Raw genomic sequence first — 26865 nt, forward strand, 5'->3', positions numbered from 1 at the left:
AGGGCTGGGGAAAAACATGCGCATCAAGACTGTCCAGGCCTGGTGGGTCCGCATCCCGATCGAAGCCGCGCGGCAGCACCGCAGCGACTTCGGCCAGGTGACGACCTTTGATGCCGCCATCTTACGCATCGGGACCGATGACGGGCTGGTCGGCTGGGGCGAAGGCAAGAACGCCGCCGGCAGCGCCGGCAGCTACAGCGCCCTCGTCCATATGCTGAACCATGAGGTCGGGCCGCAATTGATCGGCCGAGATCCAGCCGATATCGGCGTCATCTGGGAGATGCTCTACAACGGCGTGCGCCACGACGGTGCGGCCCGCGCCGGCCACGCCATGCCGCAGTTGGCGCGGCGCGGCATGAGCATTGCCGCCATCAGCGCCGTCGACATCGCGCTCTGGGACATACTGGGCAAATCGCTCGGCCAACCGGTCTGGCGGTTGCTCGGCGGACGCAAGGTCGATCGCATGCAGGCCTATGCCTCCGGCGGCTGGGCGTCCGCCGATGCCATCGGCGAACAGCTGAAATCCTACATCGCCCAGGGCGGCTTCAAGGCGCTGAAGATGCGCGTCGGCGCCATGGATCGCGCCGCACACATTTCCGCGGCCCGCGTGCGCGCCGCCCGCCAGGCGATCGGCCCCGATGTCGAGTTGATGGTCGATGCCCATGGCACCTATACGGTGGCGGAGGCCAAGCGCTTCATCCATCTCGTCAACGACCTTGATCTCGCCTGGTTCGAGGAGCCTGTCATCGCCGACGACAAGCCGGGCATGGCGGAAGTGCGTGCCTCCGGCGCCGTTCCGATCGCCACCGGCGAGAGCGAGGCGACGCGCTATGCCTTCCGCGATCTCGCAATGCTCAAGGCCGCCGACATCTTCCAGCCTGATCCCGCCTTCTGCGGCGGCATCAGCGAGGCGATGAAGATCGGCACCATCGCCAGCGCCTTCAACCTGCGCTTTGCACCGCATCTATGGGCCGGCGCGCCCTGCTTCTTCGCCGGGCTGCATGTCTGCGCCGCATCGCCATCAAGTTTCACCGTCGAATATTCGCTCGGTGCCAACCCGATGATCCACGACCTGATCGAAGAGACTGTCGAAGCAAGGGACGGTATGATAGCGATCCCCGAAAAGCCCGGATTGGGGTTCACCATTTCGGAGCGGTTCCTGGAGGCGCACGCGCAACGCAATTGACGATGAAAGAAAAGAACCTTCTCGCGGAACTCGCCGCCTATCTGTTCTCCCACTCCGACAAGGAGACGGGCCGTACGCCGTCGGAACGCGAACTGGCGGAGCATTTCGCCGTCAGCCGCGGCCAGATCCGCGAGGCGCTGGCTATCCTCGAAGCCATGCGCATCGTCGAGCGCCGGGCCAAATCAGGCATCTATATCGACACCAAGCAGGCAAGCGTCGAGGCGCTGGCGCTGTTCGCGCGCGCCGGCCTGCCGCTTGATCCGTTGCAGATCTATGAGACCGTCGAATTGCGCAAGATCCATGAGATCAAGGCCGCCGAGCTTGCCTGCTCGCGCGCCACCGAAGAGAATTTCGAACGGCTGCGCGAAATCCTCAAGGCCTCCGAGGAGCGCATCGTCGCCGGCGAAGGCCTCGCCAAGGAGGACCGCGAGTTTCACCTCGAGATCGTGCGTGCCACCAAGAACGGCGTCTTCCACAACATCTGCAGCGTCTACTATCTGATGGGCGAGCAGCGCCTGCCGATCTACTTCAACGATCCCGAACGCAGCGTGCGTTCGCATGCCGAACACGTGCAGATCTACGAGGCGCTGCTGCGCCGCGACGGCAATCTCGCCCAGGCGCTGATGAGCGCCCATCTGCAGGGCGCGGAAAGCTACTGGAAAGGCCTGATCGAGGGCGGCAAGGCGGTTGCGCCAGCGAGCCCGGCGTTCGAAAAGGCCTGACCGTGGCCGAGACCGTGCCGAAGATCCTGTCGACGCATCCGCTGCATCCGCGCGCTTCAGCCAGGCTCGCCGGCGCCGGTCAGATCGTCATCGCTTCGGCGCTCGATGCCGGCACCCTCACCAAGGAGGCCAGGGACGCCGACATCGTCATCGTCCGCGCACCGCTGCCGCCGGCGTTGTTCGAGGGTGCCTGGAAGCTGCGAGCGGCGATCCGCCATGGCGCCGGGCTCGACATGATCCCGATGGAGGCGGCGACCGGCGCCGGCGTGCTGGTGGCCAATGTGCCGGCGGTCAATGCGCGCTCGGTGGCCGAGCATGTCATGTTCGCGGCCCTTGCGCTGCTGCGGCAATTCCGCAGGGTCGACCGCGACCTGCGCGCCAAAGGCTGGCTCGTCGGACGCGAGCATGCCAACGCCAATATCGAGCTTGCCGGCAAGACCATCGGCATCGTCGGCCTTGGCGCGGTCGGGCAGGCCGTCGGCCATATCGCCGCGCACGGCTTCGACCTGAAGGTGGTGGCAACGACACGCAGCATGCAGCCGGCGCCGGAGAAGGTCGGCTTCCTGTCGATCGACGCGCTGGTCGAGCAGAGCGACATCATCGTGCTCTGCTGTCCGCTGACGCCGGAGACGCGCGGCCTGATCAGCCGCGAGCGCATCGCGCGCATGAAACCCAACGTGCTCTTGATCAACGTGTCGCGCGGGCCGGTCGTCGACGACGATGCGCTGATCGAAGCCTTGCGGGGACGCCGCATCGGCGGCGCCGCGCTCGACGTGTTTTCGACGCAGACGCTGCCGCCAGATCATCCCTATTTCGGCTTCGACAACGTCATCATCACCCCGCACATGGCAGGGATCACCGAGGAATCGATGATGCGCATGGGGATTGGCGCGGCGGGCGAGGCCTTGCTGGTGCTGGCGGGCAAACTGCCGGTCAATCTGCGCAATCCGGAAGTGGTCGATCACTACCGGCGACGGTTTCCGCTCGACATATAGCGCATTGCGGTTTCGCCCTGCCGATCAGCCGCCCAGCAGCCTCTCCACTTCAGCGGCAATCCGCAGCAGATGCCGATCATGGCCGTTGCGCGCCACCAGCATCAGCCCGGCCGGCAGCGTCATGTCAGGCATCGGCAGCGAGATCGCGCAGAGGTCGAACTGGTTGGTGATCTGTGTGTTGCGCAGCAGCAGGTCTTCGACATGGTCGCGCAGTTCGGGGTCTTCTGTCATGGAAACAATGGTCGGCGCCGTCACCGGCGTGGTTGGCAGAACCAGCACATCGACCGATGCCAGCCGCTCGTCCATGGCGGCGACGAGCGCGCCACGGCGTCGCAGTGCCCTGATATAGACCGGCGCCGGCAGCATCGCCGCCTGCGACAGGGGGCCGCTGACATGGGGATCGACCGGCACCGATGCACCCGTCGCCAGCCAGTCGGCATGGATCTCGGCTCCTTCCATGGCCGCGATCGAGCCGCGCTTGGTGGCTGCGCGCAAATCCGCGATCATATCGTCGATTGACAGATCCGCAATGCGCGCGCCAGCCTGTTCGATCTTGCCAAGACAACGCTCGAAGGCCGCGGCAATCTCGCCGTCCGTATCTCCGAAAAGAACGCCGCGCGGGATGCCAACGCGAAGCCCGGCGAGTGCAATGCCCGCCAGTTCGCTCGGCATCCCGCCGGCCATCACCGCATCGGTAGCGGCACAGTGCGCGACCGTTCGGGCAAGCGGCCCGATCGAGTCCAGAGTGCTCGACAGCGGAAAGGCACCGGCAAGCGGCACGCGCCGCGCCGTCGGCTTGAAGCCGAAGACGCCGTTGAGCGACGCCGGAATGCGGATCGACCCGCCGGTATCGGATCCGATCGATATGTCGCTCGTCCCCTCGCCGACGGAAACGCCGGCTCCGGACGACGAACCGCCGGGGATGCGGCTGGCATCGACGGCATTGCCTGGCGTGCCGTAATGCATGTTGTCGCCGATCGCGGTGAAGGCGAATTCGGTCATGTTGGTCTTGCCAATGATCACCGCGCCAGCCTGCCTTAACCGGCTAACGATGGCGGCATCGCGCAGCGGGGGCGCGGCGGTCTTGCGCATCAGCGAGCCGACCGTGGTCGGCTCACCGGCCACATCGAACAGATCCTTGATCGAGACGATCGTGCCATCGAGCGGTCCAAGCGTCACGCCGGCTCGGCTGCGGGCGTCGCTGGCGTCGGCCGCCGCGCGCGCCGGCTCCGTGTAAATCCTCGTGAAAACGCGTTCGTCGCCGGCGCGGGCGGCAAGGCGCGCGAGAATAATTTCGAGATGATCGCGGACGGATTGCATTGTCGGTGTCGGACTCCGGACTGCCTGAACGTCTTAAGATGAGAAGCCAGTTGCATGGCTTGCCGAGACTTAACCCGGCGAAGGCGGTTTTGCACCCCTGTCGGATGCGAGGAAGAAACGATGCTCTACAGAGGCAGCTGTCACTGCGGCAAGGTCGCCTTCGAATTCAAGGCGAAGCTGACCGGTGTCGTGCGGTGCAATTGTTCAATCTGCTCGCGCAAGGGCGCGCTCCTGTGCGCCGTCCCGCATGAAAGCCTGACAGTCCTCGCCTGGGGTGATGACCTCAGCACCTATACATTCGGCAATCATGCCATCGCGCACCGTTTCTGCCGCACCTGCGGCATCCACCCTTTCGCCGAGGATGTCCACGAAGGGCGGTCAACGCAGCGCCTACATCAACCTCAACTGTGTCGAGGGTATCGACATTTCCGTTCTGTCGATCTTCGACTTCGACGGTCGGTCGGCCTGAGCCTCTCGCTCGTTCCGGCGGGAACGATCCGATGCCGCAACCCGCTTTGTTACCGTCACCAGAACGGCATCGGCCCGAAAACCGTGACGGTTCTCGGGCCGCTGCCAGGAATGGCTGTCGGCGGACGCTATTCGGCCTGCTTCGGGCCGCGCAGGAACACCACGACCGCAGCCAGCAGTGTTGCGATGCCGCAATAGGCGAAGGCACTGGCGACGCCGGCATGGTCGACCAGCAGGCCGCCGAAGACGGCGCCCAGCGCGATCGCCACCTGGAAGGTCGCCACCATCAGGCCGCCGGCGCTTTCGGCCTGGTCGGGCGCGGCCCGGACCAGCCAGCTTTGCAGCCCGACCGGGACGGCGCCGAAGGCAAAACCCCAGGCCGCGACAGCGGCAGCGGCGATCGTCGGCGAAGCGCCGAAGATCAGCATCGAAGCGGCCGCCAGGGCAATCAGCAAGGGTGCCAGCGCCACGGCTGTCTTGAGGCTGCGTTCGGCCAGGATGCCGCCGGCGATATTGCCGAAGAAACCGCCAACGCCATAAGCCAGAAGCACCAGCGAGATCGTCTCGATGTCCAGCACCGGCACCTTTTCGAGGAAGGGACGGACATAGGTGAAGCCGGCAAAGTGCCCGGACGCGACCAGCAACACGACCAGCAGGGCCACCCTGATCGACGGCCGCTCCAGCACCTGGAGCAAGGTGCGGAAGCTCGCGACGCCAACCGGCGGCAGCTTCGGAATGGTGGCCAGTTGCACCAGCAGCGCCAACGCACCGACGATGGTCGCGATCATGAATGCCGTGCGCCATCCCCACAAATCGCCGACATAGGCGCCGACAGGGGCGGCGGTGACGGTGGCCAGCGAAACGCCGGTCAGGACGATCGACATGGCGCGTGGCATCAGCCGCATCGGCACCAGCCGCAGCGCCATCGCCGCCGACATCGCCCAGAAGCCGCCCAATGCGACGCCGAGCACCACGCGGGCAAGCAGAAGCATGGGCAGCGACGAGGCGAAGGTGGCCAGAAGGTTGGACAAGATCAAGAACGCCGTCAGCATCCACATCACCAGCCTGCGATCCATGCGCCCTGTGACGATGGCCATGGTGGGCGCGGCGATGGCCCCGACGATGGCGGTTGCGGTCACCGCCTGGCCGGCGACACCTTCGCTCACACCGAGATCGCGTGCCATCGGCGTCAGCAGGCTGGCGGGCAGGAATTCGGCGGTGACGAGGCCGAAGACGCCAAGCGCGAGCGAAACCACGGCACCCCATGCCGGCTCGGTTCGTTCATCGGATTCTGCGGGATTGAGAAGTGCGGCGTCGATGACGCCTGTCGCGGGTTCGGCCATGGTCAGTCTCCGATCTGTTGGCAGCGCCACATAGGGAACGACCGGCTGGGGCTCCACCCGTTACATGCCTTGCCGTCACGGCTTGGCTATGGGCCGGTCGTCGATTTGTTTGCGGCGCAACATCAAGCTACACCGCAACATAAGGAGTGACGGGCTGGAGTTTCCATGCTAGAAACCCCATTATGTTTGACCGTTCGTCCAAAATTCCGGTCACCGGCGACCCACTGACAGACATATTGCGCGGCCTGCGCCTCGATGGTGTCGAGTATGGCCGCTGCGAAATGAAGGAGCCGTGGGGTATCCAGTTCCCGGCTCAGCCCGGGGCGCGGTTTCATTTCATCGGCCGCAAGGGCTGCTGGCTGAAGCAGCCCTCCGGCGAGTGGGTGCAGCTCAATGCCGGCGATGCGGTGCTTTTGCCGCGCGGTGAGGCCCATGTGCTGGCCAGCGAACCCGGTGCGCAGACCTGGCCGATCCATGGCTACGAGCTCGAGGAAGTCTGCAAGGACGTCTACTGCACGTCCAACGCGGAGATGTGCGACAAGAATTGCCAGCCGGGAACGCTGCTGTTCTGCGCCAGCATGTATTTCAATCTCGACGGCTTGCATCCCCTGCTCGGCATGATGCCGGACGTGATGCGAACGCACGAACTGGAAGCCTATGAGCCGGGCATTCCGCATCTCCTCGAATCGATGGCGCGCGAAGTCACGATGGAACGCGTCGGCTCCGGCGGCATTCTGGCGCGGCTGGCCGACGTGCTTGCCGCGACAGTCATCCGCTCATGGGTCGAGCGCGGCTGCGGCGACTCCTCCGGCTGGATCGCGGCGGTCCGGGACCGCGATATCGGCCGCGTGCTGGCCGCCATTCATCTCGAGCCGGACCATGACTGGACGGTCGAGGCGCTGGCCAGGATGATGGGCGCCTCGCGCTCGGGCTTTGCCGAGCGTTTCGCCACCATCGTCGGCGAGACGCCGGCAAAATACGTCACCCAGGTCCGAATGCATCAGGCGAGGCAGTGGCTGGTCCGCGACCGCATGAAAATATCAGTCGTTGCCGCTCGTCTCGGCTATGAATCGGACGCCGCCTTCAGCCGTGCCTTCAAGCGCGTCATCGGCTCGGCGCCCAGCCATTTCCGTGCCGAGGAACAGGCAGAGATCCGTCAGGCCGGTTGACCTTTCCTGTCCCGCGCCCCTCGAACGAAGCAACACCTATGAGGCATGCCGCAGGCTGACACCGCTGCCCTTGTCGAACAGCACCACCTTGTCCGGGTTCCAGGCAAAGCGCACCGGCTGCTCGATCGTGACATCGGTCCTGGCCGGCACCGTGGCGCGCAGCATCGCCTCTCCGACGCGCAGCGTCAGGATCTTTTCCACGCCATGATTTTCGACGTCGTGGACACGCGCCTCGACTGGCGCACCGCCCTCCAGATGGACGTCCTCGGGACGGATACCGAAGACGAGCGGGCGACCATCTGTCGCCGCACTCGCCTTGGCTCCCCCCGAAAAGGGTAATTCGAAATTCAACGGTGCCATGACCGCGCGGCCATTCACCAGTCTGCCGTCGATGAGGTTCATCGGCGGCGAGCCGACGAAGCTCGCCACATAGGTGTCGCGCGGATTGTTGTAGATCTCGTGCGGCGTGCCGGTCTGCACGATCCGGCCATGGTTCAGGACGCCGACCTTGTCGCCCATCGACATCGCTTCGATCTGATCGTGGGTGACGAACAGGAATGTGGCGCCGAGCTGCATCTGCAGGTTTTTCAACTCGGTGCGCAGCGCCTCGCGCAGCTTGGCGTCGAGCGCCGACAGCGGCTCATCCATCAGGAACACGCGCGGCTTGCGCACGATGGCGCGGCCGATCGAGACGCGCTGCATCTCGCCGCCGGACAGACGGTCGGTCTTGCGGTCGAGCAGGTGCTCAATGCGCAGCGTGCGCGCCGCACGTTCGACACGGTCCTTGATCTCGGCGCCTGGCAGCCGACGGATCTTCGGCTTCAGCGGAAATTCGAGGTTCTCCCGCACCGTGTAGCGCGGATAAAGCGAATATTGCTGCAGCACCAGCGCCACGTCGCGCTCGGCCGCGCCCCAGTCCGCAACGTCGACGCCGTCGATGAACACCTGCCCCTCGCTGGGTTTTTCCAGGCCGGCGATCAGCCGCAGCGTCGTCGTCTTGCCGGCGCCCGTCTCGCCGAGCAGGACGAAGAACTCGCCATCGGCGATGTCGAGATCGAGCCCGGTGAGCGCCGTGTGGTTGCCGAAACTCTTGGAGATGTTCTTGAGCTGGATATGGGCCATCAGAGCCTCACCTCAAGCGACTTGCCGCTTGCCTTGTCGAAGAAATGCGCCTGCGTCGGATCGATCCGGGCGAACACCTTCTCGCCTGGCCCGCTTACGAAGCCGCCCTTGGTGCGGGCTCGCAGCATCTTCGAACCGACTTTGAGATCGACGATGTCGAAGGAGCCGAGCGGTTCGACGATCTGCGTCTCGACGGCCATGAAGCCGTCGGCCGCGTCACGGCGGATGAGCACGCCTTCCGGCCGGATGCCAAGTGCCAACTGCCCACCGGCATGGCCGTTGAGCTTCGACAGCAAGGCACTGGGAAACTCGAAACCGGTGGTCGCGTCGCCGACGATCACCGATGCGAAAGATGCTTTCTCGGTCACCGCCGCGTCGGCGACATTCATCACCGGGCTGCCGACGAATTGCGCCACGAACAGATTGGCGGGATGTGAATAGACCTCGTCTGGAGTGCCGACCTGCTGGATGAAACCCTCATGCATGATGACGATGCGATCGGCCAGGCTCATTGCTTCGATCTGGTCATGGGTGACATAGATCGTGGTCGAACCCTGCTTGACGTGCAGCCGCTTGATCTCGGCCCGCATCTCCTCGCGCAGCTTGGCGTCGAGCGCGCCGATCGGCTCATCCATCAGCATCGCCTTTGGCCGCCGCACCAGGGCCCGGCCGATGGCCACGCGTTGCATGTCGCCTCCGGAGAGCGCCGACGGCTTCTTGCCGAGCAGGTCGGTGATGCGCAGAACCCGGGCGACCTCCCGAACCGACTTGTCCACCTCGCCGCTGCCCATGCGCGTTGCACGTAGCGGAAAGGCGATGTTTTCGAAGACCGTCATATGCGGGTAGAGCGAAAACGATTGAAACACCATGGCGATGTCGCGGTCGGCTGCCCTGAGGTGCTGCACTGCCTTGCCGTCGATCAGGATGTCGCCCTGGTCGATCGTCTCGAGCCCCGCTATGGCGCGCAGCGTCGTTGTCTTGCCGCAGCCCGACTGGCCGAGCAGCACGATGAACTCGTTGTCGGCGATGGCGAGGTTCAAATTGTGGATGACCTGAACGGCGCCGAAGAATTTCTCGATGCCGCGAAGTTCGATCTGCGTCACTACCGGGCTCCCTCATGCGCCGTGGCGCCGGTTTTCTCGCTGCGGGCCGGTGCAATCTTTGACGTGATGTTGAAGCCGATCAGCCCGATCAGGATGATCGTCACACCGTAGGAATGCAGGCCGAGACTCCATGGCTGGCAGAGCGCGACGATGCCCAGCACCATGAGTATCTGCGAGGCCGGCAGCAGGTATTTCTCGTTGACGGCGCGAAAACTCATTTGCGGATCGCTCCGAAGGTCACGCCGCGAAGCAGGTGGTTGCGCAGCAGGAAGGTGAAGATCGCGACCGGCAGCAGGAACAGGAAGGTTCCCGCCGCGATCGTGGTCCAGTCCGGCAAGCCGGAACCGATCTGGCTGGGAATAAAAGGCGGCGCCGTTTGCGCGCGCCGGTTGGTCATGATCAGCGCGAAGGCATACTCGTTCCACGCGGTGATGAAGCAGAACACGGCGGTGGCGGCGATACCGGTCGCGGCTTCCGGCAGCACGATCTTGAAGAAAGCCTGCATGCGCGTGTAGCCGTCGACGAGCGCCGCCTCCTCATACTCCTTCGGGATCTCGTCCATGAAGCCCTTCATCAGCCAGACCGAGAAGGACAGGTTGAAGGCGACGTAGAGGATGATCAGGCCGATATGCGAGTCGTTGAGGCCAACGACCCGGTACATCAGGAACATCGGGATCGCCACGACCACCGGCGGCAGCATGCGTGTCGACAGGATGAAGAAGAGCAGATCCGCCTCGCCCGCGATCTTGAAGCGCGAGAAGCCGTAGGCGGTGAAGGTTCCCATGCCGACGGCAAGCACTGTGCTGATGACCGCCACGATAAGGCTGTTCATGAACCGGTCGGGGTACTGCGAAAGCTGCACATCCTTGCCGACCTTCAGCACCCGCTCGCCGCCGTCGTAAATGCGCTTTTCCCACCAAGGTGCGGCCTCGTAGACTTGGGGGTCGACGGCCTTCTGCATCTGTACCCGCTTGGTGAACAGACGGATGAATGGCGTGACCTCCGGCTGGAAAAGAACGGTGGGCGGCACCGTGATCGCCAGTTCCTTCGGCTTGAAGGCCGTGGAGGCGATCCAGTAGATCGGCGCGAGGAAGATCAGCGTCGCGATCAGCACCGAGACGACGGCGATGCGGTTGAGCGCGATCTCGCTGGTGGTACGCACGGCGGCCATCGGCTAGCGTTCCTTCACCTTGTTGAGGTACTTCACGTAGAGGTTGGTGATGGCCAGCACCATGATCAGCACGATATAGGCCAGCGCGCAGGACTTGCCGGTGTCCCACTGCTGGAAGGCTTGCTTGTAGAGCCGAATTGCGATGAGCTCGGCGGTCGGTTGGGTTGTCATCGTGTAGGCGATGTCGAAGGTCTTGAAGGCTTCCATCGTGCGGAAGATCAGCGCGATCAGCAGGATCGGCGAGACCAGCGGCAAGGTGATGCGGGTGAAGGTGTACCACCAACCTGCGCGGTCGATCGCGGCGGCCTCGTAGAGATGCTGCGGCACGGCCGAGAGGCCAGCAAGCGAGAGCAGCATGACGAAGGGCGACCACATCCAGATGTCGGTGATCGCGACGGCGTAAAGAGCGCTGTCGGGATTGGAAAGCCAGGCGAAGTCGCCCAGGCCGAAGACGTAGTTGATAGGCCCCCAGGATGGGCTGTACAGCAACTGCCAGAACAGGCCGACGACCGCCGCCGACATCATCATCGGCAAAAGCAGCAGTGTGGTGATCAAGCCTTTCATCGGAAAGCTGCGATTAAGCAGCAGGGCCAGGCCGAAGCCGACGATCATCTGGCCGGTCACGGAAACGATGACGTACTTCGCCGTAGTGACGAAGTTCGACCAGATGTGGTCGTCGCTGAGCAGCTCGCGGTAGTTCTGCAGGCCGACGAACTGCCACGGCTCGCTCCGATTCGCCGCGAAGTTCGTGAAGGAGTAGCCCAGCGAATAGATCAGCGGGAAGATGTTGAAAACGATCAGGAAAGCCAGCGTCGGGATGATGAACATATTGCGGATGGTCAGATCCGACCAGCCCCGCGCGGCGGCTCTGGAAGCAGGATCAAGATGGGTGAGGGCTACCGAAGCCAATGATCGTCTCCCCGAAACAGGAATGCCGGAGGGGAACCCTCCTCCGGCATTCCGACTTTGATGCTTACTTGTAGCGGTTGTACTTGGTGAACGTCGCCTTCCAGTCGGCGGCGGTCTTGTCTAGCGCCTCCTGAGCGGTGCCCTTCCCACCGACCACGAACGGATAGATGTTCTGGTTCAACTGATCGAGCACTTCGGCGTACTCAGGCGTCGCCCAGAAGTCCTTGACCATGAACATCGTGTCGTAGAACGCCTTGTTGTAGGGCGTGGCCTTCTGAAAGGCTTCCGACTTCAGCACGGCCTGGCTGCAGGTGTAGCCGCCGAGCTCGGCCCACTTCTTCTGGGTGTCGTCCTTAATGAACCACTCCAGGAACTTCATCGCCTCGTCCTTGTTCTTCGAATACGAGACGACCGAAACTCCCTGGCCGCCCAGAGCGGCAAAGCGCTTTCCGTCCGGGCCGCCCGGGTTGGCGAAGAAGCCCGTAACGTCGGCGTAGGGGTTGGTGGCCTTGTTCACCAGCGGCGGGAAGAAGGCGAAGAAGTTCATGCTCATCGCGGCGAGACCGCCGGTGATTGCCTGGTTGTCCTCCACGAAGAAGGTTTTTCCCCAGCCGGGAGGCGTGAACTTGTAGAGGTCCTTGTACATTTCGAGGCCGGCGGCGGCCTGTTTCGAATTGGTGATGCCGTCGACCTTGTAACTTGCATAGTCGCCGAGATCGCCGCCGTAGCTGAAGATGGCGCTTTCGACGCCCATCGCCATCGCGTCATAGGAATTGTCGGTGTAGATGGCGACACCGTACCGCTTCTGGTCCGGACGGTGGAAGAACTCGGCGATGTCGCGCAACTGCGCATAGGTTTTCGGCACATCGAGGTCGTAACCGTACTTCGCCTTGAAGGCTTCCTTCTCCTTTGGGTCCTCGAACCAGTCCTTGCGATAGGACCAGCCGATCGCATCCCCTTCCAGCGGGATCGCCCAGTATTTGCCGGAACCGCCAGGGTATTCGGCGTAATACTTGATGGTCGCGGGTGCCATCACGTCGGTGAGCTTGTGCTGGTTGAAGAAGTCGGTCAGGTCGACATAGTGGCCCTGCGTCGAACCGGCGCCCAGCCATTGCGAGTCACCGACGACCAGATCGTAAGCGTCGCCATGCGCGTTGAACTCGGTGAAGGCCTTGGTTTGGAAATCGGGCCATGGCGTGGTCTGCACCGTGACCTTCACACCGGTCTCGGCCATATAGTCGTTCACGAGCTCCTGCAGATAGTTCGCAGGGTCCCATTCCGCCCAGAAAATGGTGAGTTCCTTGTCCTGCGCGTGGACGGACGTTCCGTAGGCAAGCGTCAGGCCGATACCAGCAAGCACGCTGGTCACTAACTTGCGCATAATGATTTCCTCCCTTGTGCGCATTCTACCTGTCATGCGAGCCGACGACGGAGCCGGCCCTGGTAGTTCCTCCCTTGCTCGCACCTTTCCGGTTCCGGGCCTCCTCACCCTGCCGGAAAATGGATCGAAGCCCTCGCTTTTGATCCACTTTTCTTTTCTGATCTGGTATTACCAATTTTGCACCTTGGTCAAGCCCTTTCTTGAGAGCCAGATCGGATCATCACAGTCGAATTGCAGGTTTACCTGACTGTTTTCACATGATTTTCCTACTCAGTGATGTGCAGTGGCCTTGTTTGAAGCCCGGCACCGCAATTAAGATCAATAGTTGGCATGCAAATCTGGTCGAACCAGACATAGGCTATTTCACCACTGCCGCCGTATTGGCACCATCTCCACCGTCGATCGAATCCGTCACCGCCGCGCGCACCAGCGCACCAGCCGCCCATTGCGCAACGGACCGCGTCCCGCGGCTGTCGAGCCCCCAGATGTCCTTGAGCACGATCAGCACCTCGACGCCGAAGATCAGCGACAGCGCCTGCGCCAGCCGGTTGAAATCGCGCGGCGGCAAACGGCCCTTGAGCGGAGCGATCGCTTCCTTGAGCAGGTCGACGCGATGGCCGCGCGTGAAGGCCGGTTCGCCGCCCAGCGTGCCGGTCTGGCGCCTCGCCCACTGATCAAGTGACAGTTTCAGCGCCGCCTTGAACGTCGCCTCGAAGGCCTCAATGCGTGGCATGGCGGTGTCGAACAGGTCGGCGACCCGGCGCTCGGCATCGTCGGAGATCGATTGCCAGGTCAGGATTGGGCCCAACCCCTCGTCGACGACGGCCTGCACGAGTGCCGCCTGGCTCGGGAAATAGCGATAGGCGGTGGCGCGCGATACCTCAGCCGCCTCGGCAACTTCGCTGACCGACGGCGTGACGCCCGCCTGCATAAGCCTCGTCGCCGTCTCCAGCATCAGCCGTTTGGTGCGCGCCCGGGGTCCACGCTCGGCCCTCTCGCCTGTGTCATCGTTCGTCGTCGCTTGTTGACGTGAGATATCCATGTCAATATGATACGCTCGTCTCAAAAATTTGCAACGACCTCGCTTTGTCACGGCGCGGTAAAGCACCAAGGTCTTCATCCACTGAACAGTGCCGCTGCCGAGCCAACCAACACAGGGCGGCCCATGAAACGCATCTATGTCGTGGGCACCGCTGATACCAAGGGCGAGGAGCTCGCCTTCCTGGCCGACACGATCGCCGCCAGCGGCGCTGCCGTTTCCCGGGCCGATGTCGGAACGCGCGACGCGACCATATCCGTAGACATCACCGCCAAGGAAATTGCCGGCCATCATCCCGCCGGCACCGAAGCCGTGCTCGGCGGCAATGATCGCGGCACAGCGGTGGCAGCCATGGGCGTCGCCTTCGCTCGCTTCATCCAGTCACGAAGCGACATATCAGCCGTGATCGGTATTGGCGGTGGCGGTGGCACCTCGATCATCACCTCGGGCATGCGCGCGCTGCCGCTCGGCCTGCCCAAGATCATGGTCTCGACGCTCGCCTCCGGCGACACAGCCCCTTACGTCGATGTTTCCGACATCATCATGATGCCCTCGGTGACAGACATGGCCGGGCTGAACCGGCTGTCCCGCACCGTGCTGCACAATGCGGCTCAGGCGATCGCAGGTATGGCGGCCAGGCCAGCGCCTCCGTCCGACGGCAAGCCGTCGATCGGGCTAACCATGTTCGGTGTCACCACGCCCTGCGTGACTGCCATCGCCGAGCAGCTGCGCGCCACTTACGACTGCATGGTCTTCCACGCCACAGGCACCGGCGGCCGCTCGATGGAGAAGCTGGCCGACAGCGGCCTGCTGGCAGGCGTCATCGACATCACCACGACCGAGGTCTGCGACTTGCTGTTCGGCGGCGTATTGCCAGGAACGGAGGACCGCTTCGGCGCCATTGTCCGCACGAAGCTGCCCTATGTCGGCTCGGTCGGCGCGCTCGACATGGTCAATTTCTGGGCGCCGCCGACAATTCCTGAGCGCTATCGCGCGCGGCTGGTCTACGAACACAATCCCAACGTCACGCTGATGCGAACTACCGTCGAGGAATGCCGCCAGATCGGCGAATGGATCGGCGGCCGCTTGGCGCGTTGCGAAGGTCCGATCCGCTTCCTGATTCCGGAAAAAGGCGTCTCGGCGCTCGACATCGAAGACGGCGCCTTCTTCGATCCGAAGGCCGATGCGGCGCTTTTCGAGGCCATCGAGCGCACCATCATGCCGAACGGAACGCGCACGGTGACGCGCCTGCCGCTGCACATCAACGACCCCAGATTCGCCAAAGCCGCGGTCGCGGCTTTTCTCGACATCGCCAAGAAGTGAGATCCGATGGCCGCCATCCCGCGCAAGAATATCCTGGAGAAATTCCGCAAGATGATCGCCGAGGGCGTGCCGATCGTCGGCGGCGGCGCCGGCACCGGCCTGTCGGCCAAGGCCGAGGAGGCCGGCGGCATCGACCTGATCATCATCTACAATTCCGGCCGCTACCGCATGGCTGGACGCGGCTCGGCCGCCGGGCTGCTCGCCTATGGCAATGCCAACGAGATCGTCAAGGAAATGGCCTACGAGGTGCTGCCGGTGGTCAAGCGCACGCCGGTGCTGGCCGGCGTCAACGGCACCGATCCGTTCGTCATCATGCCGCTGCTGTTGGCCGAGCTGAAGACAATGGGCTTTTCCGGCGTACAGAATTTTCCGACCATCGGCCTGTTCGACGGCACCATGCGCCAGAGTTTCGAGGAGACCGGCATGGGCTTCGGGCTGGAAGTCGACATGGTCGCCGAGGCGCACAAGCTCGATCTGCTCACCACGCCATACGTGTTCAATCCGGAAGAGGCGCGCGCCATGACCAAGGCCGGCGCCGATATCGTCGTCGCCCATATGGGCGTCACCACTGGCGGCTCGATCGGCGCCACCTCGGCCAAGTCGCTCGACGACTGCATCGTCGCGATCGACGCCATCGCCGAGGCCGCCCGCGCGGTGCGCAAGGACGTCATCCTGCTTTGCCATGGCGGCCCGATCTCGATGCCGGACGACGCCGGCTACATCCTCTCCCATGCCAAGGGCCTGCACGGCTTCTATGGCGCCAGTTCGATGGAGCGGCTGCCGGCGGAAGCCGCGATCGCCAGACAGACCGCTGATTTCAAGGCTGTGACCCTTGGCGACAAGACCAGGAAAAAGAAGGGATGATGGGAGATGACCGACAAGAGCAAGGTGTTTGTTTACCCGAAGGATGTCAGTGCCTTCGGCTTCGACTGGGGAAAATTGTCGTTGACGGTGGCGCCGGAAGTGAATGGTGCAACCCGCTTTTCCGGCGGCGTCGTCGACCTGCCATCGGGCAAGGGCCATACGCGCCACAACCACCCGGGCGCGGAAGAAATCATCTTCGTCATCTCGGGCCATGGCGAACAGATGGTCGAGGACGAGCAGGGCAATCCAATGGTCGAAAAAGTCGGCCCTGGCTGCACGATCTATGTGCCGGAGAGCCGGTTCCATTCGACGCTCAACACCGGTGATGGACCGATGCAGCTCTTCGTCGTCTATTCGCCGGCCGGGCCGGAATTGGCGCTGCGGGAACTGCCGGATTTCCGATTGATGCCGGCGGGGGAGTGACTGATGTGCCAGGGCAGCGCCGCCCCTCATTGTCCTGCCGGACATTTCTCCCCGTATAGTGACGGGGAGAAAGACGCTTTCATCAGCGCACCCGCCGATTTTCAGCGTTGCAAGACGAGCGCCGAGGTTGCGACTGCTGTCTTCTCCCCGTCACTATACGGGGAGAAGGTGCCGGCGGATGAGGGGCGGCGCCGACCTTTATCCAATCAGGCCACCCCGCCTCTATTCCACCCCCTGCCCCGATCCCCAAACATCACATAGCCCGTCTCGGTTACGGCAAGAGTATCCTCCAGCTTGATGAATCCGCGCGTCGGGTGGAGCATGGTCGTCTCGACCGACAGCACCATGTTCTTTTCCAGCGGCTTGGCCGCGTAGGTGCCTTCATAGGTCACCGGATGGTTGGTCATCAGGAACGGCGCTTCGTGCGTGATCAGCCCCATGCCGTGGGCGAAGAAATCGGTGTACGCCGCGACCTTCGAGGCCTTCAGCACGCCCTCGGCATGCGCAATCATGTCGCCGCCCAGCGTGCCCGCCCTGACCTTCGAGAACGCCGCCTGCTGCACCGTCTCGACCTCGGCCAGGAGATCCTCGAGCTCGGCATCCGGTTCGCCAAGAAGGCCCATCCGGCAGAGGTCGCCGATATAGCCGTGGTAGTTGCCGCCGGAATCGATCGACAGCACCTCGCCCTTCTTCCACGCCTGGCCTGATGAAGCGCGGTTGTGGCTGGAGCCCAGCGTCAGCAGGCAATATTCGAAATGCGCGCCGCGATTGGTCTCCTCGCGCCGCAGTTGCTCGATGATCTCGGCCTTGCTCGTGCCTTCGCGTGCCCAGGCGATGGTCGCCAGCATGGAATCGGTGATCAGTTCGGAGGCCATGCGCAGCTTCTCCAGCTCGGCATCGGTCTTGATGGCGCGCATGCGCTCCAGCATGTCGGTCGCATCGACAAGCCTGGCGTCCGGCAGCGCCTTGCGGATCAGCGTGTAGGCGTCGGACGGCAGGAAGGCAGGCTCGATGCCGATGCGCGCACCTGCCTTGCCGATCTTCTGCAAATGCTCGACGGCAAGGTTCGCGGCGTCTAGCGTGCCCCAGCAGGCGGCATGCAGTGTCGGTGTCCAGAACGGATGGTTCTGGTGCTCGCCGCCTTCCATTTTATTGCCGATATAGGCCGCGTGCTCCGGTCCGCCCTTCTCGTAGATGACAACGGGCAGATAGCGGCTGTGGCCGATCGCATCCATGGCGGCGAAGAAGATGAACTTGTAGCCGCCGAGCAGATACTGCGTGTTGTGCTTGGAGGTCGCGAGCAGCACATCGATGCCGGCCTCCTCCAACAGCCGGTCGACTCTCGCCTGGTCGAACGGGACAGTGCTGACGGCATTCTTGCCCGGCGCAACGTTCATCTCTCTATCTCCCTGAATTGCCCGTGATCGGCGCGGCTCCGCTCCCGATCCGATGGCGCGCGGCCAAATCTGTACCATTTTGTCTTCTCTGGTCTATCCAGAATACGCGAATAGACCGGATTGAGGATAGATAAGTCGCCATTCGCCCTTTATCCTGTCAATTTGGTCCTACCAGATAGGCAAAAATGCACCCGCGCGACGAAACTGGTCCAGCGGACGAAAATTTCAAAGCCAAGCGAGGGTGCGCCAATTCCGTCTCTGGCGAAACCCTCGGCAAGGCTCATAATCGCCGCCGCGAGGATACCGATGCGCTTGCCGGCATCCGAGGGGACTTGTCGCGCCACGCGGGTCGCGCAGAGGAGGGAGTTAAATCATGTCGGATTTCACGATTTCGAGACGCAAGATGCTTGCCGGCTCGGCGATGCTGCTGGCCTCCACGGCCATGCCGTCGCTCGGCTGGGCACAGACGCCGAAGAAGGGTGGCCGGCTGGTGCTCGCCGCCGATTCCGAGCCACACAACCTCAACCCGGCGATCGTCGCCTCCAACGGCGTCTTCTTCATCTCCAGCAAGATCGTGGAAACGCTGGCCGAAGCCTCTTTCGACGGCAAGGATGGGCTTGCCCCCCGCCTGGCGGTTAGTTGGGAAGCTGCGGCCGACGGGCTGTCGGCGACCTTCAAGCTGCGCGAAGGCGTCAAATGGCACGACGGCAAGCCGTTCACCTCGGCCGACGTCGCCTTCTCGGCGCTGCAGATCTGGAAGCCGCTGCAGAATCTCGGCCGCACCGTGTTCAAGGACCTTGCCGCCGTCGACACCCCGGACGATTTCACCGCCGTGTTCAAGTTCGCCAAGCCGACGCCGTTCCAGCTGATCCGCAATGCGCTGCCCGCGCTGAGCAGCGTCGTGCCCAAGCACATCTACGAGGTCGGCAAGATCGAGGACAACCCGGCCAACACCGCGCCCATCGGCACCGGCCCGTTCAAGTTCGGCGAGTATAAGGCCGGCCAGTATTACCGGCTGACCAGGAACACGGACTACTGGGGCAAGGACGAGCCCTATCTCGACGAGATCATCTATCAGGTGTTGCCCGACCGCACCTCGGCAGCGAGCGCGCTGGAAGCCGAAGAAATCCAACTCGCCGCCTTCTCGGCGGTGCCGCTGGCAGACCTCGACCGTATTTCGAAGGTGCCGGGTCTGAAGGTCATCACCAAGGGCTATGAAGGTCTAACTTATCAGCTCGTGGTCGAGATCAACCATCGCCGCAAGGGACTGGCCGACCTCAAGGTGCGCCAGGCAATCGCGCATGCCATCGACAAGGATTTCGTCGTTAAGACGGTGTTCCTCGGCTATGCCGCCACCGCCACCGGCCCGGTGCCGAAGAACGATCCGCAATTCTACACCGCCGACGTGCCGACCTATCCATTCGACGTCGCCAAGGCCAACGCGCTGCTCGACGAGGCCGGCTACAAAAGGGGTGCCGACGGCAACCGCTTCTCGCTCAAGCTGCTGCCGGCGCCCTATTTCAACGAGACGAAACAGTTCGGCGACTATCTGCGTCAGGCGCTTGCCGCCATCGGCATTGACGCGCAGCTGGTCAACAACGACTCCGCCGCGCACATCAAGGCCGTCTACACCGACCACGCCTTCGACCTCGCCGTCGGCCCGCCTGTGTTCCGTGGCGACCCCGCGATCTCGACCACCATACTGGTGCAGAGCGGCATTCCAGACGGCGTGCCATTCTCCAACCAGGGCGGCTACAAGAACGACGCCCTCGACGCGCTGATCACCAAAGCGTCGGAGACGCTCGACACATCCGCCCGTACCGACCTCTATAAGCAGTTCCAGAAGGAGGTCGCCGCCGACCTGCCGTTGATCAACGTCGCCGAATGGAGCTTCATCAGCGTCGCGAGTGACAAGGTCGGCAACATCGCCAACAATCCACGCTGGGCGGTTTCGAACTGGGCGGACACCTATCTGGAATCGTGACAGATTTGCGCGGATGAAAGTTCGCGAAGAAATCCGTGTTGAGACATGGCCTACGGCCGGGTTTCTTCACACCCCCCTCTGTCCGGCAGGACAGAGGGGGGTGCCTAGGCGCAATCCTGACCAGCGTATCGCCACACCTTGGAGGCGCACATGACCCGCGCCCTCATCCTCCTCCGCCGTCGCCTCGTCGGCAGCATCTTCGTGCTGTTGATCGTCGTCATCGGCACCTTCCTGCTTCTCGAAGCCGCCCCCGGCGATGCGGTCGATGCCTACATCGTCTCCACCGGCGGCGATGCCGGCATGATCGAGCTGCTGCGCCACCGCTGGGGTCTCGACCAATCCGAGGTGACGCGGCTCGCCAACTATCTCTGGGCGCTGCTGCATCTCGATCTCGGCCAGTCGGTGACGTTCTCCAGGCCGATCCGCGACGTGATCCTCGAGCGCTTGCCCAACACGCTGCTGCTGATGGTCAGCGCCACCGCGCTGTCCTTCGGGCTGGGTTCCACCCTCGGCATCTATGCCGGCGCACGGCCAGGCAGCTTCCGCGACCGCTTCCTGTCGATCGGCTCGCTGGCGCTGTATGCCGTGCCGGGTTTCTGGCTCGGCCTGGTGCTGATCGTGATCTTTGCCGTCGACCTGCGCTGGCTGCCGATCGGCGGCATCGAGACCCTGGCTTCGGACAGGACCGGCCTCGACCGCGTCGCCGACATCGCCATCCATTTGGTGCTGCCGGTCTCAGCACTCGGCTTCATTTACCTCGCCCTCTATCTGCGCATGATGCGCGCCGGCATGGCGGAAGCCTGGCGGCAGGACTTCGTGCTGGCCGCCCGCGCCAGGGGGCTTTCGCGCCGCCGCATCGTGCTCGCCCACGTCGCCCGCAACGCATTGCTGCCGCTGGTCACCATGCTCGGCCTGCAGTCGGCGCAGATGCTTGGCGGCAGCGTCGTCATCGAAAGCGTCTTTTCCGTTCCGGGCCTCGGCCGGCTGGCGCAGGAAGCCGTCGCGGCGCGCGACACGCCATTGCTGCTCGGCATCATCCTCACCAGCGCCGTCCTTGTCATCGTCATCAACCTCCTCGTCGACATCGCCTACGCCTTGCTCGATCCGCGCGTCGGCGCCGGAGAGGCCGGCGCATGAACCCGCTCCGCCGTTTCCTGCGCACGCCTGAGGCAATCGCCGGCGCCATTCTTCTGGGCGCACTGGCCGCGATGGCGCTGTCCGCCTCGCTGCTGTTTCCCGGCGACCCGCAAGCCATCGCCGGCCCGGCGCTGCTGCCGCCCTTCCAGGACTGGTCGCTGCCGCTCGGCACCGACCGGCTCGGCCGTGACGTGCTGGCCGAGCTCTTCCATGGCGCCCGCACTTCGCTGGCTGTCGGCCTGGCGGCAGCGGCGGCGGCACTCGCGATCGGCGCCGTGGTCGGCACGCTGGCCGGCTTTGCCGGCGGCCTCCTCGACGAGGTGCTGATGCGCGTCACCGATGCTTTCCAGACCGTGCCCAGCTTCCTGCTGGCACTGGCTTTCGTCAGCGTCGTCGGACCGTCGCTCGGCATCGTCGTAATTGCCATCGCGCTCGGCACCTGGACCGGACCGGCGCGTGTCGCGCGTGCGGAAGTCCTCTCCATCCGTGAACGCGATTATGTCGCCGGCGCTCGCGTCATCGGCATGCATCCCCTGGAAATCGCCTTTCGTGAGGTGCTGCCCAATGCCTTGCCGCCGGTATTGGCGATGTCGTCGGTGATCGTCGCCGCGGCGATCCTGACCGAAGCGGCCTTGTCCTTCCTTGGCCTTGGCGACCCCAACCGCGTCACCTGGGGTGGCATGATCGCGGAAGGCCGCACGGTGCTGCGCACCGCACCCTTCCTGTCGATCGTTCCGGGTATCGCCTTGGTGCTGACCGTGCTTGGCGTCTATCTCGCCGGTGAAGGCATCGTCGAGACGACAGCGGTCAAGAAAGGCCTGTCTTGACCTCGCTGGCTTCGATCCGCGACCTGGCGGTTAGCTATCGACGCGAAGGTGCCGAGGTGGCGGCGCTGAAGGGGATCAGCCTGGAGATCGCCGCAGGAGAACGTCTGGCGATCCTCGGTGAGAGCGGTTCCGGCAAAAGCACGCTGGCGCTGGCGATTGCAGGATTGCTGCCGGCAACCGCCAAGGTTGGAGGCCTCATCGAGTGGTCCTTGCCATCATCGCCGTCCTTTGGTGCCAAGGCATCCCCCTCTGCCCTGCCGGACATCTCCCCCTCAAGGGAGGAAATTAGCAGTTCCACTGTCGGTTCCCCCCTTGCTGCCGACGTAGTTGGCGAAGGTCGACATGCGGGCCTGATCTCCCCCCTTAACGGGGAGATGTCCGACAGGACAGAGGGGGGCTTCCTAGAGCGCCGAGCGCAAAAGTCTGTGTCCAAACAAAGCCTGGCACCCCTCGGCGGCCGCGACATCGGCTTCGTGTTCCAGGATCCGTCCGCCAGCCTCGATCCCGTGATGACCATCGGCAAACAAATCGCCGAAGTGGCGCACACACATCTCGGCCTCGACTGGCGGGCATCATATGCGAGAGCCAAAACCCTGCTCGAACGCGTCCGCTTGCCCGATCCGGACGCAGCCCTGCGATCCTTCCCGCATCAACTCTCCGGCGGCCAGAAGCAACGCGCGGCAATTGCGGCTGCGATCGCCGCCGGGCCGAGATTGCTGATCGCCGACGAGGCGACCAGCGCACTCGACACCATCGTGCAGGCCGAGATCGTCGCCTTGATCCGCCGGTTGGTTGCGGAGGACGGCATGACGCTGCTGTTCATCAGTCACGACATCGCGCTGGCGGCCGAACTCGCCGAGCGCATTGCCGTGTTTCGGCACGGCAAACTGATCGAGCTTGGCACGACGGCGCGGATTGTGAATGCACCGACCGAACCCTACACACGTGCCCTGCTCGACGCTCATATCGGCCTCGATGCTGACCCGCTGTTGAATCGCGGCGAGTTCCACGCATGAGCCTGCTCGCGGTCTCCAATCTCTCCAAGATCTACCGACGAGGCGGCAAGGCGATAGCCGCTGTCGACGACGTTTCCTTTCACATCGGCCCGGGCGAAACGCTGGCGCTGGCCGGCCCCTCCGGCAGCGGCAAATCGACGATCGCACGGCTCGTGCTGCGCCTGATCGAGCCGGACGCCGGGCGCATTGAATTTGAGGGCAGCGATTTCCTGGCCCTGCGCGGCGCAGCGCTCAGGGCACGCCGCGCGCGCCTGCAGATGGTATTCCAGGATCCGCTGGCCGCCCTCAATCCGCGCGCCACGGTGGCTCGCGTTCTCGACGATCCCTTGCGTATCCATGGCGTCGCGTCGCGCGCCGAGCGTCCGCGCCGTATCGCCGTCTTGCTCGAGCGCGTCGGGCTGGCGGCCGATCTCGCGCCGCGCGCCATACACGAAATCTCCGGCGGCCAGCGACAGCGTGTGGCCATCGCCCGGGCCATCGCTATGAAGCCGTCGCTGATCGTGCTCGACGAGGCGGTGTCGGCACTCGACGTCTCGGTGCGCGGCCAGATCCTCGACCTTCTGCTCGACCTGCAACGCCAGGACCAGATCGCCTATCTCTTCATTTCACATGATCTCGGCGTCGCCCGCGCGGTCGCCCACCGTGTCATCCTTCTCGACGCCGGGCGGATTGCCGAGAGCGGCGATGCCCGTGCCGTCATTGACGCACCCCGATCGGCCATTGGCAGGGCGCTGGTGGCTGCTGCGCCTAGATTGAACAGAAGTAACCCATGATCCCGTCTTCGAACAGGATGTGACAAGAGCCCGGCCGCCCATGCCTGCGTGCTGTGCCGGTCTTTGCCAAATGGACCTTCGACAGGCGGCATCCATGCCGTCTTTCCGCCCGCCCGGTTCCGGCGCCAAGGTACGCGCCTTCGTTGAACCTGCTGGCCGCTGCCGAGAAGAAACGGGGCCCGCCGCATTGAAGCGGCGTGAAGTCGCCGCGTACGAGATTGTTAGCGAAAGCTTACATTTGGGAAGGCTCTTGCCCATCAAGGCGCTCCGGTTCTGCTTTCCCCTCATTGGTGACCATCATCGGCTCCCAGATCAAACCGGCCGCCGGCTTGGTGCCATGCCATGCGGGCTATTTGATTTGGCTTTGGGGGTTCGATTGCCAGCGTTGATCCGGTTGCGGGGGCCAGGTCGGCATAGCAAAACGGCCCGCTGGTTTGAACCAAGCGGGCCGTTTATGATTTGGTTGCGGGGACAGGATTTGAACCTGTGACCTTCAGGTTATGAGCCTGACGAGCTACCGGGCTGCTCCACCCCGCGTCAACGCTGAGCAAGCGTTTGCTTGCGTAGTCTGCGATCGCCTGGGCGATTGCGTTACCTGACGATTGCGTTTTGCAATTGCCTTTTTTGGTTTTGCCAATGGAAAGGGCCGCGTTAGCGGCCCGAGGTTTCCCGTTGGCGGGCCATGTTCAGAGAAGATTTCCACACATTGATCCAAAAATCATTTTTGATTTTTGGAAAGCACGATGTGCGGATCAAACGTGCGTTTAGCAGACCTGGCAGCGACCTACTCTCCCGCGTCTTGAGACGAAGTACCATCAGCGCTGGAGCGTTTCACGGCCGAGTTCGGAATGGGATCGGGTGCAGCCGCTCCGCCATAACCACCAGGTCGGCAAAACGCACGTTATTCGAGAAGCTGGGTTAGGGGATTAGGCAGCAGGGAATAGTGAGTAGGAGATACCTGCTCGCCATCCGGCTGTGCCGTTGCCTGTCTTTCCGTGCCAAGGCGATGCTTTTGCAGGTTGCTTCGGGCAAAGCCCGCAAGCGCGACTGCGCGTCGCCGGTTTTCCGGCGCCCTCGCGGAGCATAGGCCCCAGAGGGGCCGCTCATGCGTGAGCGCTGGTAAGACCATCTGACTATGTCAGATGGGCATAAGGAATGAGAACGATCAAGCCGATCGAACTATTAGTACCGGTAAGCTTCAAGCGTTGCCGCTCTTCCACACCCGGCCTATCAACGTGGTCGTCTTCCACGGTTCTCAGGGAATACTCGTTTTAAGGTGGGTTTCCCGCTTAGATGCCTTCAGCGGTTATCCCGTCCGGATATAGCTACCCTGCTATGCGGCTGGCGCCACAACAGGTCCACCAGAGATCCGTCCATCCCGGTCCTCTCGTACTAGGGACAGATCCTTTCAATATTCCTACACCCACGGCAGATAGGGACCGAACTGTCTCACGACGTTCTGAACCCAACTCACGTACCGCTTTAAATGGCGAACAGCCATACCCTTGGGACCTGCTCCAGCCCCAGGATGCGATGAGTCGACATCGAGGTGCCAAACAACCCCGTCGATATGGACTCTTGGGGGTCATCAGCCTGTTATCCCCGGCGTACCTTTTATCCGTTGAGCGATGGCCCTTCCACGCGGGACCACCGGATCACTATGACCGACTTTCGTCTCTGCTCGACTTGTCAGTCTCGCAGTCAGGCAGGCTTATGCCATTGCACTCAGCGAACGATTTCCGACCGTTCTGAGCCCACCATCGCGCGCCTCCGTTACTCTTTAGGAGGCGACCGCCCCAGTCAAACTACCCACCATACATTGTCCCGGACCCGGATAACGGGCCGCGGTTAGACATCCATAGTGATAAGGGTGGTATTTCAAGGGTGGCTCCACCTGAGCTGGCGCCCAGGTTTCAAAGCCTACCACCTATCCTACACATGCCACTACGAATGCCAATGTAAAGCTATAGTAAAGGTGCACGGGGTCTTTCCGTCTAACCGCAGGAACCCCGCATCTTCACGGGGAATTCAATTTCACTGAGTCTATGCTGGAGACAGCGGGGAAGTCGTTACGCCATTCGTGCAGGTCGGAACTTACCCGACAAGGAATTTCGCTACCTTAGGACCGTTATAGTTACGGCCGCCGTTTACTGGGGCTTCGATTCAGAGCTTGCACCCCTCCTCTTAACCTTCCAGCACCGGGCAGGCGTCAGACCCTATACGTCGCCTTGCGGCTTCGCAGAGCCCTGTGTTTTTGATAAACAGTCGCTACCCCCTGGTCTGTGCCACCCTCCTCTGCTTGCGCAGAAAAGGGTCACGCTTCTTCCGAAGTTACGCGTGCAATTTGCCGAGTTCCTTCAGCATAGTTCTCTCAAGCGCCTTGGTATACTCTACCAGACCACCAGTGTCGGTTTCGGGTACGGTCTATAAGGAGGAGCTATTTCCTGGAACCACTCCGCTGCCCGTTCAATCCGATAAGATTGGACAACTTGTGTGATCCGTCACTACCTCCAGGCCCACGAATATTAACGTGGTTCCCATCGACTACGCGTTTCCGCCTCGTCTTAGGGGCCGGCTAACCCTGCTCAGATTAACTTTAAGCAGGAACCCTTGGTCTTTCGGCGGGGGAGTCTCTCACTCCCCTTACGTTACTCATGTCAGCATTCGCACTTCTGATACCTCCACCACCCCTCACGGGTATGGCTTCATCAGCTTACAGAACGCTCCGCTACCGCTCGTGATTGCTCACGAACCCTAAGCTTCGGTGTATGGCTTTAGCCCCGTTACATTTTCGGCGCAAAGACCCTTATTTAGACCAGTGAGCTGTTACGCTTTCTTTAAATGATGGCTGCTTCTAAGCCAACATCCTGGTTGTTTTGGGATCCTCACATCCTTTCCCACTTAGCCATAACTTGGGGACCTTAGCTGTAGGTCAGGGTTGTTTCCCTTTTCACGACGGACGTTAGCACCCGCCGTGTGTCTGCCGACTAGTACTCCCAGGTATTCGGAGTTTGGTTAGGTTTGGTAATCCGGTGAGGACCCCTAGCCCATCCAGTGCTCTACCCCCTGGGGTATTCGGTCGACGCTCTACCTAAATAGATTTCGCGGAGAACCAGCTATTTCCGAGTTTGATTGGCCTTTCACCCCTAGCCACAAGTCATCCCGAACTATTGCAACAGTTATGGGTTCGGTC

At 62.9% G+C, this 26865-nt stretch carries 22 protein-coding genes, 1 tRNA gene, 2 rRNA genes and 1 pseudogene (1 of these 26 cut by a window edge); 13 read left to right on the forward strand and 13 right to left on the reverse strand.

Annotated elements, in window-relative coordinates:
- The first annotated feature begins 16 nt into the window (after positions 1-16).
- From FJW03_RS19945 to FJW03_RS19955, 3 genes are read left to right on the forward strand one after another with little or no spacing between them, the layout of a single operon-like run.
- Positions 17-1186 carry a mandelate racemase/muconate lactonizing enzyme family protein gene (locus tag FJW03_RS19945; protein ID WP_140764573.1) on the forward strand — a complete coding sequence of 390 codons (1170 nt, stop codon included), beginning with the start codon at positions 17-19 and terminating at the stop codon, positions 1184-1186.
- Between the two features lie 2 nt (positions 1187-1188).
- Positions 1189-1908 carry a FadR/GntR family transcriptional regulator gene (locus tag FJW03_RS19950; protein ID WP_140764570.1) on the forward strand — a complete coding sequence of 240 codons (720 nt, stop codon included), beginning with the start codon at positions 1189-1191 and terminating at the stop codon, positions 1906-1908.
- Between the two features lie 2 nt (positions 1909-1910).
- Positions 1911-2903 (forward strand): hydroxyacid dehydrogenase, encoded by a 993-nt coding sequence (locus tag FJW03_RS19955; protein ID WP_226890414.1) that lies wholly within the window; start codon positions 1911-1913, stop codon positions 2901-2903.
- A gap of 24 nt (positions 2904-2927) precedes the next feature.
- On the opposite strand, the gene FJW03_RS19960 is transcribed toward FJW03_RS19955, so the two are convergent.
- Positions 2928-4223, reverse strand: coding sequence for an amidase (locus tag FJW03_RS19960; RefSeq protein WP_140764567.1), 1296 nt, complete (start codon positions 4221-4223; stop codon positions 2928-2930).
- Positions 4224-4343: 120 nt separating this feature from the next.
- Between FJW03_RS19960 and FJW03_RS19965 the strand changes: the two are divergent.
- Positions 4344-4692, forward strand: a pseudogene (locus FJW03_RS19965) (GFA family protein).
- A 127-nt stretch (positions 4693-4819) separates the two neighbouring features.
- On the opposite strand, the gene FJW03_RS19970 reads toward FJW03_RS19965, so the two are convergent.
- On the reverse strand, positions 4820-6034 hold the full coding sequence (locus FJW03_RS19970) for an MFS transporter (protein ID WP_140764564.1): 1215 nt from the start codon (positions 6032-6034) through the stop codon (positions 4820-4822).
- A 182-nt stretch (positions 6035-6216) separates the two neighbouring features.
- Here FJW03_RS19970 and FJW03_RS19975 point away from each other — a divergent pair, with 182 nt between their 5' ends.
- Positions 6217-7203: an AraC family transcriptional regulator gene (locus FJW03_RS19975; RefSeq protein ID WP_140695398.1), complete on the forward strand. Its 987-nt coding sequence runs from the start codon at positions 6217-6219 to the stop codon at positions 7201-7203.
- A gap of 36 nt (positions 7204-7239) precedes the next feature.
- On the opposite strand, the gene FJW03_RS19980 is transcribed toward FJW03_RS19975, so the two are convergent.
- The 7 genes from FJW03_RS19980 to FJW03_RS20010 form a co-directional block, all read right to left on the reverse strand.
- Positions 7240-8325: an ABC transporter ATP-binding protein gene (locus tag FJW03_RS19980; RefSeq protein ID WP_140764561.1), complete on the reverse strand. Its 1086-nt coding sequence runs from the start codon at positions 8323-8325 to the stop codon at positions 7240-7242.
- On the reverse strand, positions 8325-9428 hold the full coding sequence (locus FJW03_RS19985) for an ABC transporter ATP-binding protein (protein WP_140764558.1): 1104 nt from the start codon (positions 9426-9428) through the stop codon (positions 8325-8327). The genes FJW03_RS19980 and FJW03_RS19985 overlap by 1 nt, the downstream gene beginning before the upstream one ends.
- Positions 9428-9646: a hypothetical protein gene (locus FJW03_RS19990; protein ID WP_140744967.1), complete on the reverse strand. Its 219-nt coding sequence runs from the start codon at positions 9644-9646 to the stop codon at positions 9428-9430. Before FJW03_RS19990 ends, FJW03_RS19985 begins: the two co-directional genes overlap by 1 nt.
- A complete protein-coding gene (locus tag FJW03_RS19995; RefSeq protein ID WP_140609328.1) occupies positions 9643-10599 on the reverse strand; it encodes a carbohydrate ABC transporter permease in 957 nt (318 codons plus the stop codon). The genes FJW03_RS19990 and FJW03_RS19995 overlap by 4 nt, the downstream gene beginning before the upstream one ends.
- Positions 10600-10602: 3 nt before the next feature.
- Positions 10603-11508 carry a carbohydrate ABC transporter permease gene (locus tag FJW03_RS20000; RefSeq protein WP_140764555.1) on the reverse strand — a complete coding sequence of 302 codons (906 nt, stop codon included), beginning with the start codon at positions 11506-11508 and terminating at the stop codon, positions 10603-10605.
- A 64-nt stretch (positions 11509-11572) separates the two neighbouring features.
- Positions 11573-12889 carry an ABC transporter substrate-binding protein gene (locus FJW03_RS20005; protein WP_140764552.1) on the reverse strand — a complete coding sequence of 439 codons (1317 nt, stop codon included), beginning with the start codon at positions 12887-12889 and terminating at the stop codon, positions 11573-11575.
- A gap of 358 nt (positions 12890-13247) precedes the next feature.
- Positions 13248-13931, reverse strand: coding sequence for a TetR/AcrR family transcriptional regulator (locus FJW03_RS20010; protein WP_140764549.1), 684 nt, complete (start codon positions 13929-13931; stop codon positions 13248-13250).
- Positions 13932-14054: 123 nt separating this feature from the next.
- Here FJW03_RS20010 and FJW03_RS20015 point away from each other — a divergent pair, with 123 nt between their 5' ends.
- The 3 genes from FJW03_RS20015 to FJW03_RS20025 are packed head-to-tail and all read left to right on the forward strand — an operon-like array spanning position 14055 to position 16538.
- Positions 14055-15251 carry a Tm-1-like ATP-binding domain-containing protein gene (locus FJW03_RS20015; RefSeq protein ID WP_140764546.1) on the forward strand — a complete coding sequence of 399 codons (1197 nt, stop codon included), beginning with the start codon at positions 14055-14057 and terminating at the stop codon, positions 15249-15251.
- A gap of 6 nt (positions 15252-15257) precedes the next feature.
- Complete coding sequence (locus FJW03_RS20020) at positions 15258-16115, forward strand: phosphoenolpyruvate hydrolase family protein (RefSeq protein WP_140764543.1); 858 nt, start codon at positions 15258-15260, stop codon at positions 16113-16115.
- Between the two features lie 6 nt (positions 16116-16121).
- Complete coding sequence (locus FJW03_RS20025; RefSeq protein ID WP_140609340.1) at positions 16122-16538, forward strand: cupin domain-containing protein; 417 nt, start codon at positions 16122-16124, stop codon at positions 16536-16538.
- 206 nt (positions 16539-16744) lie between these two features.
- Here FJW03_RS20025 and FJW03_RS20030 read toward each other — a convergent pair whose 3' ends face one another.
- Complete coding sequence (locus tag FJW03_RS20030) at positions 16745-17935, reverse strand: M24 family metallopeptidase (protein ID WP_140764540.1); 1191 nt, start codon at positions 17933-17935, stop codon at positions 16745-16747.
- 373 nt (positions 17936-18308) lie between these two features.
- Between FJW03_RS20030 and FJW03_RS20035 the strand changes: the two genes are divergently transcribed.
- The 5 genes from FJW03_RS20035 to FJW03_RS20055 all read left to right on the forward strand — a co-directional run bounded on the left by FJW03_RS20035 (position 18309) and on the right by FJW03_RS20055 (position 23672).
- Positions 18309-19919: an ABC transporter substrate-binding protein gene (locus tag FJW03_RS20035; RefSeq protein ID WP_140764537.1), complete on the forward strand. Its 1611-nt coding sequence runs from the start codon at positions 18309-18311 to the stop codon at positions 19917-19919.
- A 150-nt stretch (positions 19920-20069) separates the two neighbouring features.
- Positions 20070-21056 (forward strand): ABC transporter permease, encoded by a 987-nt coding sequence (locus tag FJW03_RS20040; protein WP_140764534.1) that lies wholly within the window; start codon positions 20070-20072, stop codon positions 21054-21056.
- Positions 21053-21883: an ABC transporter permease gene (locus tag FJW03_RS20045; protein ID WP_140610574.1), complete on the forward strand. Its 831-nt coding sequence runs from the start codon at positions 21053-21055 to the stop codon at positions 21881-21883. The genes FJW03_RS20040 and FJW03_RS20045 overlap by 4 nt, the downstream gene beginning before the upstream one ends.
- On the forward strand, positions 21880-22899 hold the full coding sequence (locus FJW03_RS20050) for an ABC transporter ATP-binding protein (RefSeq protein ID WP_181173257.1): 1020 nt from the start codon (positions 21880-21882) through the stop codon (positions 22897-22899). The genes FJW03_RS20045 and FJW03_RS20050 overlap by 4 nt, the downstream gene beginning before the upstream one ends.
- Complete coding sequence (locus FJW03_RS20055) at positions 22896-23672, forward strand: ABC transporter ATP-binding protein (RefSeq protein WP_140695389.1); 777 nt, start codon at positions 22896-22898, stop codon at positions 23670-23672. The genes FJW03_RS20050 and FJW03_RS20055 overlap by 4 nt, the downstream gene beginning before the upstream one ends.
- Positions 23673-24132: 460 nt before the next feature.
- On the opposite strand, the gene FJW03_RS20060 is transcribed toward FJW03_RS20055, so the two are convergent.
- The 3 genes from FJW03_RS20060 to FJW03_RS20070 all read right to left on the reverse strand — a co-directional run.
- Positions 24133-24209: transfer RNA gene (locus FJW03_RS20060), tRNA-Met, on the reverse strand.
- A 234-nt stretch (positions 24210-24443) separates the two neighbouring features.
- Positions 24444-24558 (reverse strand): 5S ribosomal RNA (gene rrf / locus FJW03_RS20065).
- Positions 24559-24833: 275 nt separating this feature from the next.
- A 23S ribosomal RNA gene (locus FJW03_RS20070) occupies positions 24834-26865 on the reverse strand (it continues 780 nt past the right edge of the window).

It is taken from the genome of Mesorhizobium sp. B4-1-4, from assembly GCF_006439395.2.
GTDB lineage: Bacteria > Pseudomonadota > Alphaproteobacteria > Rhizobiales > Rhizobiaceae > Mesorhizobium.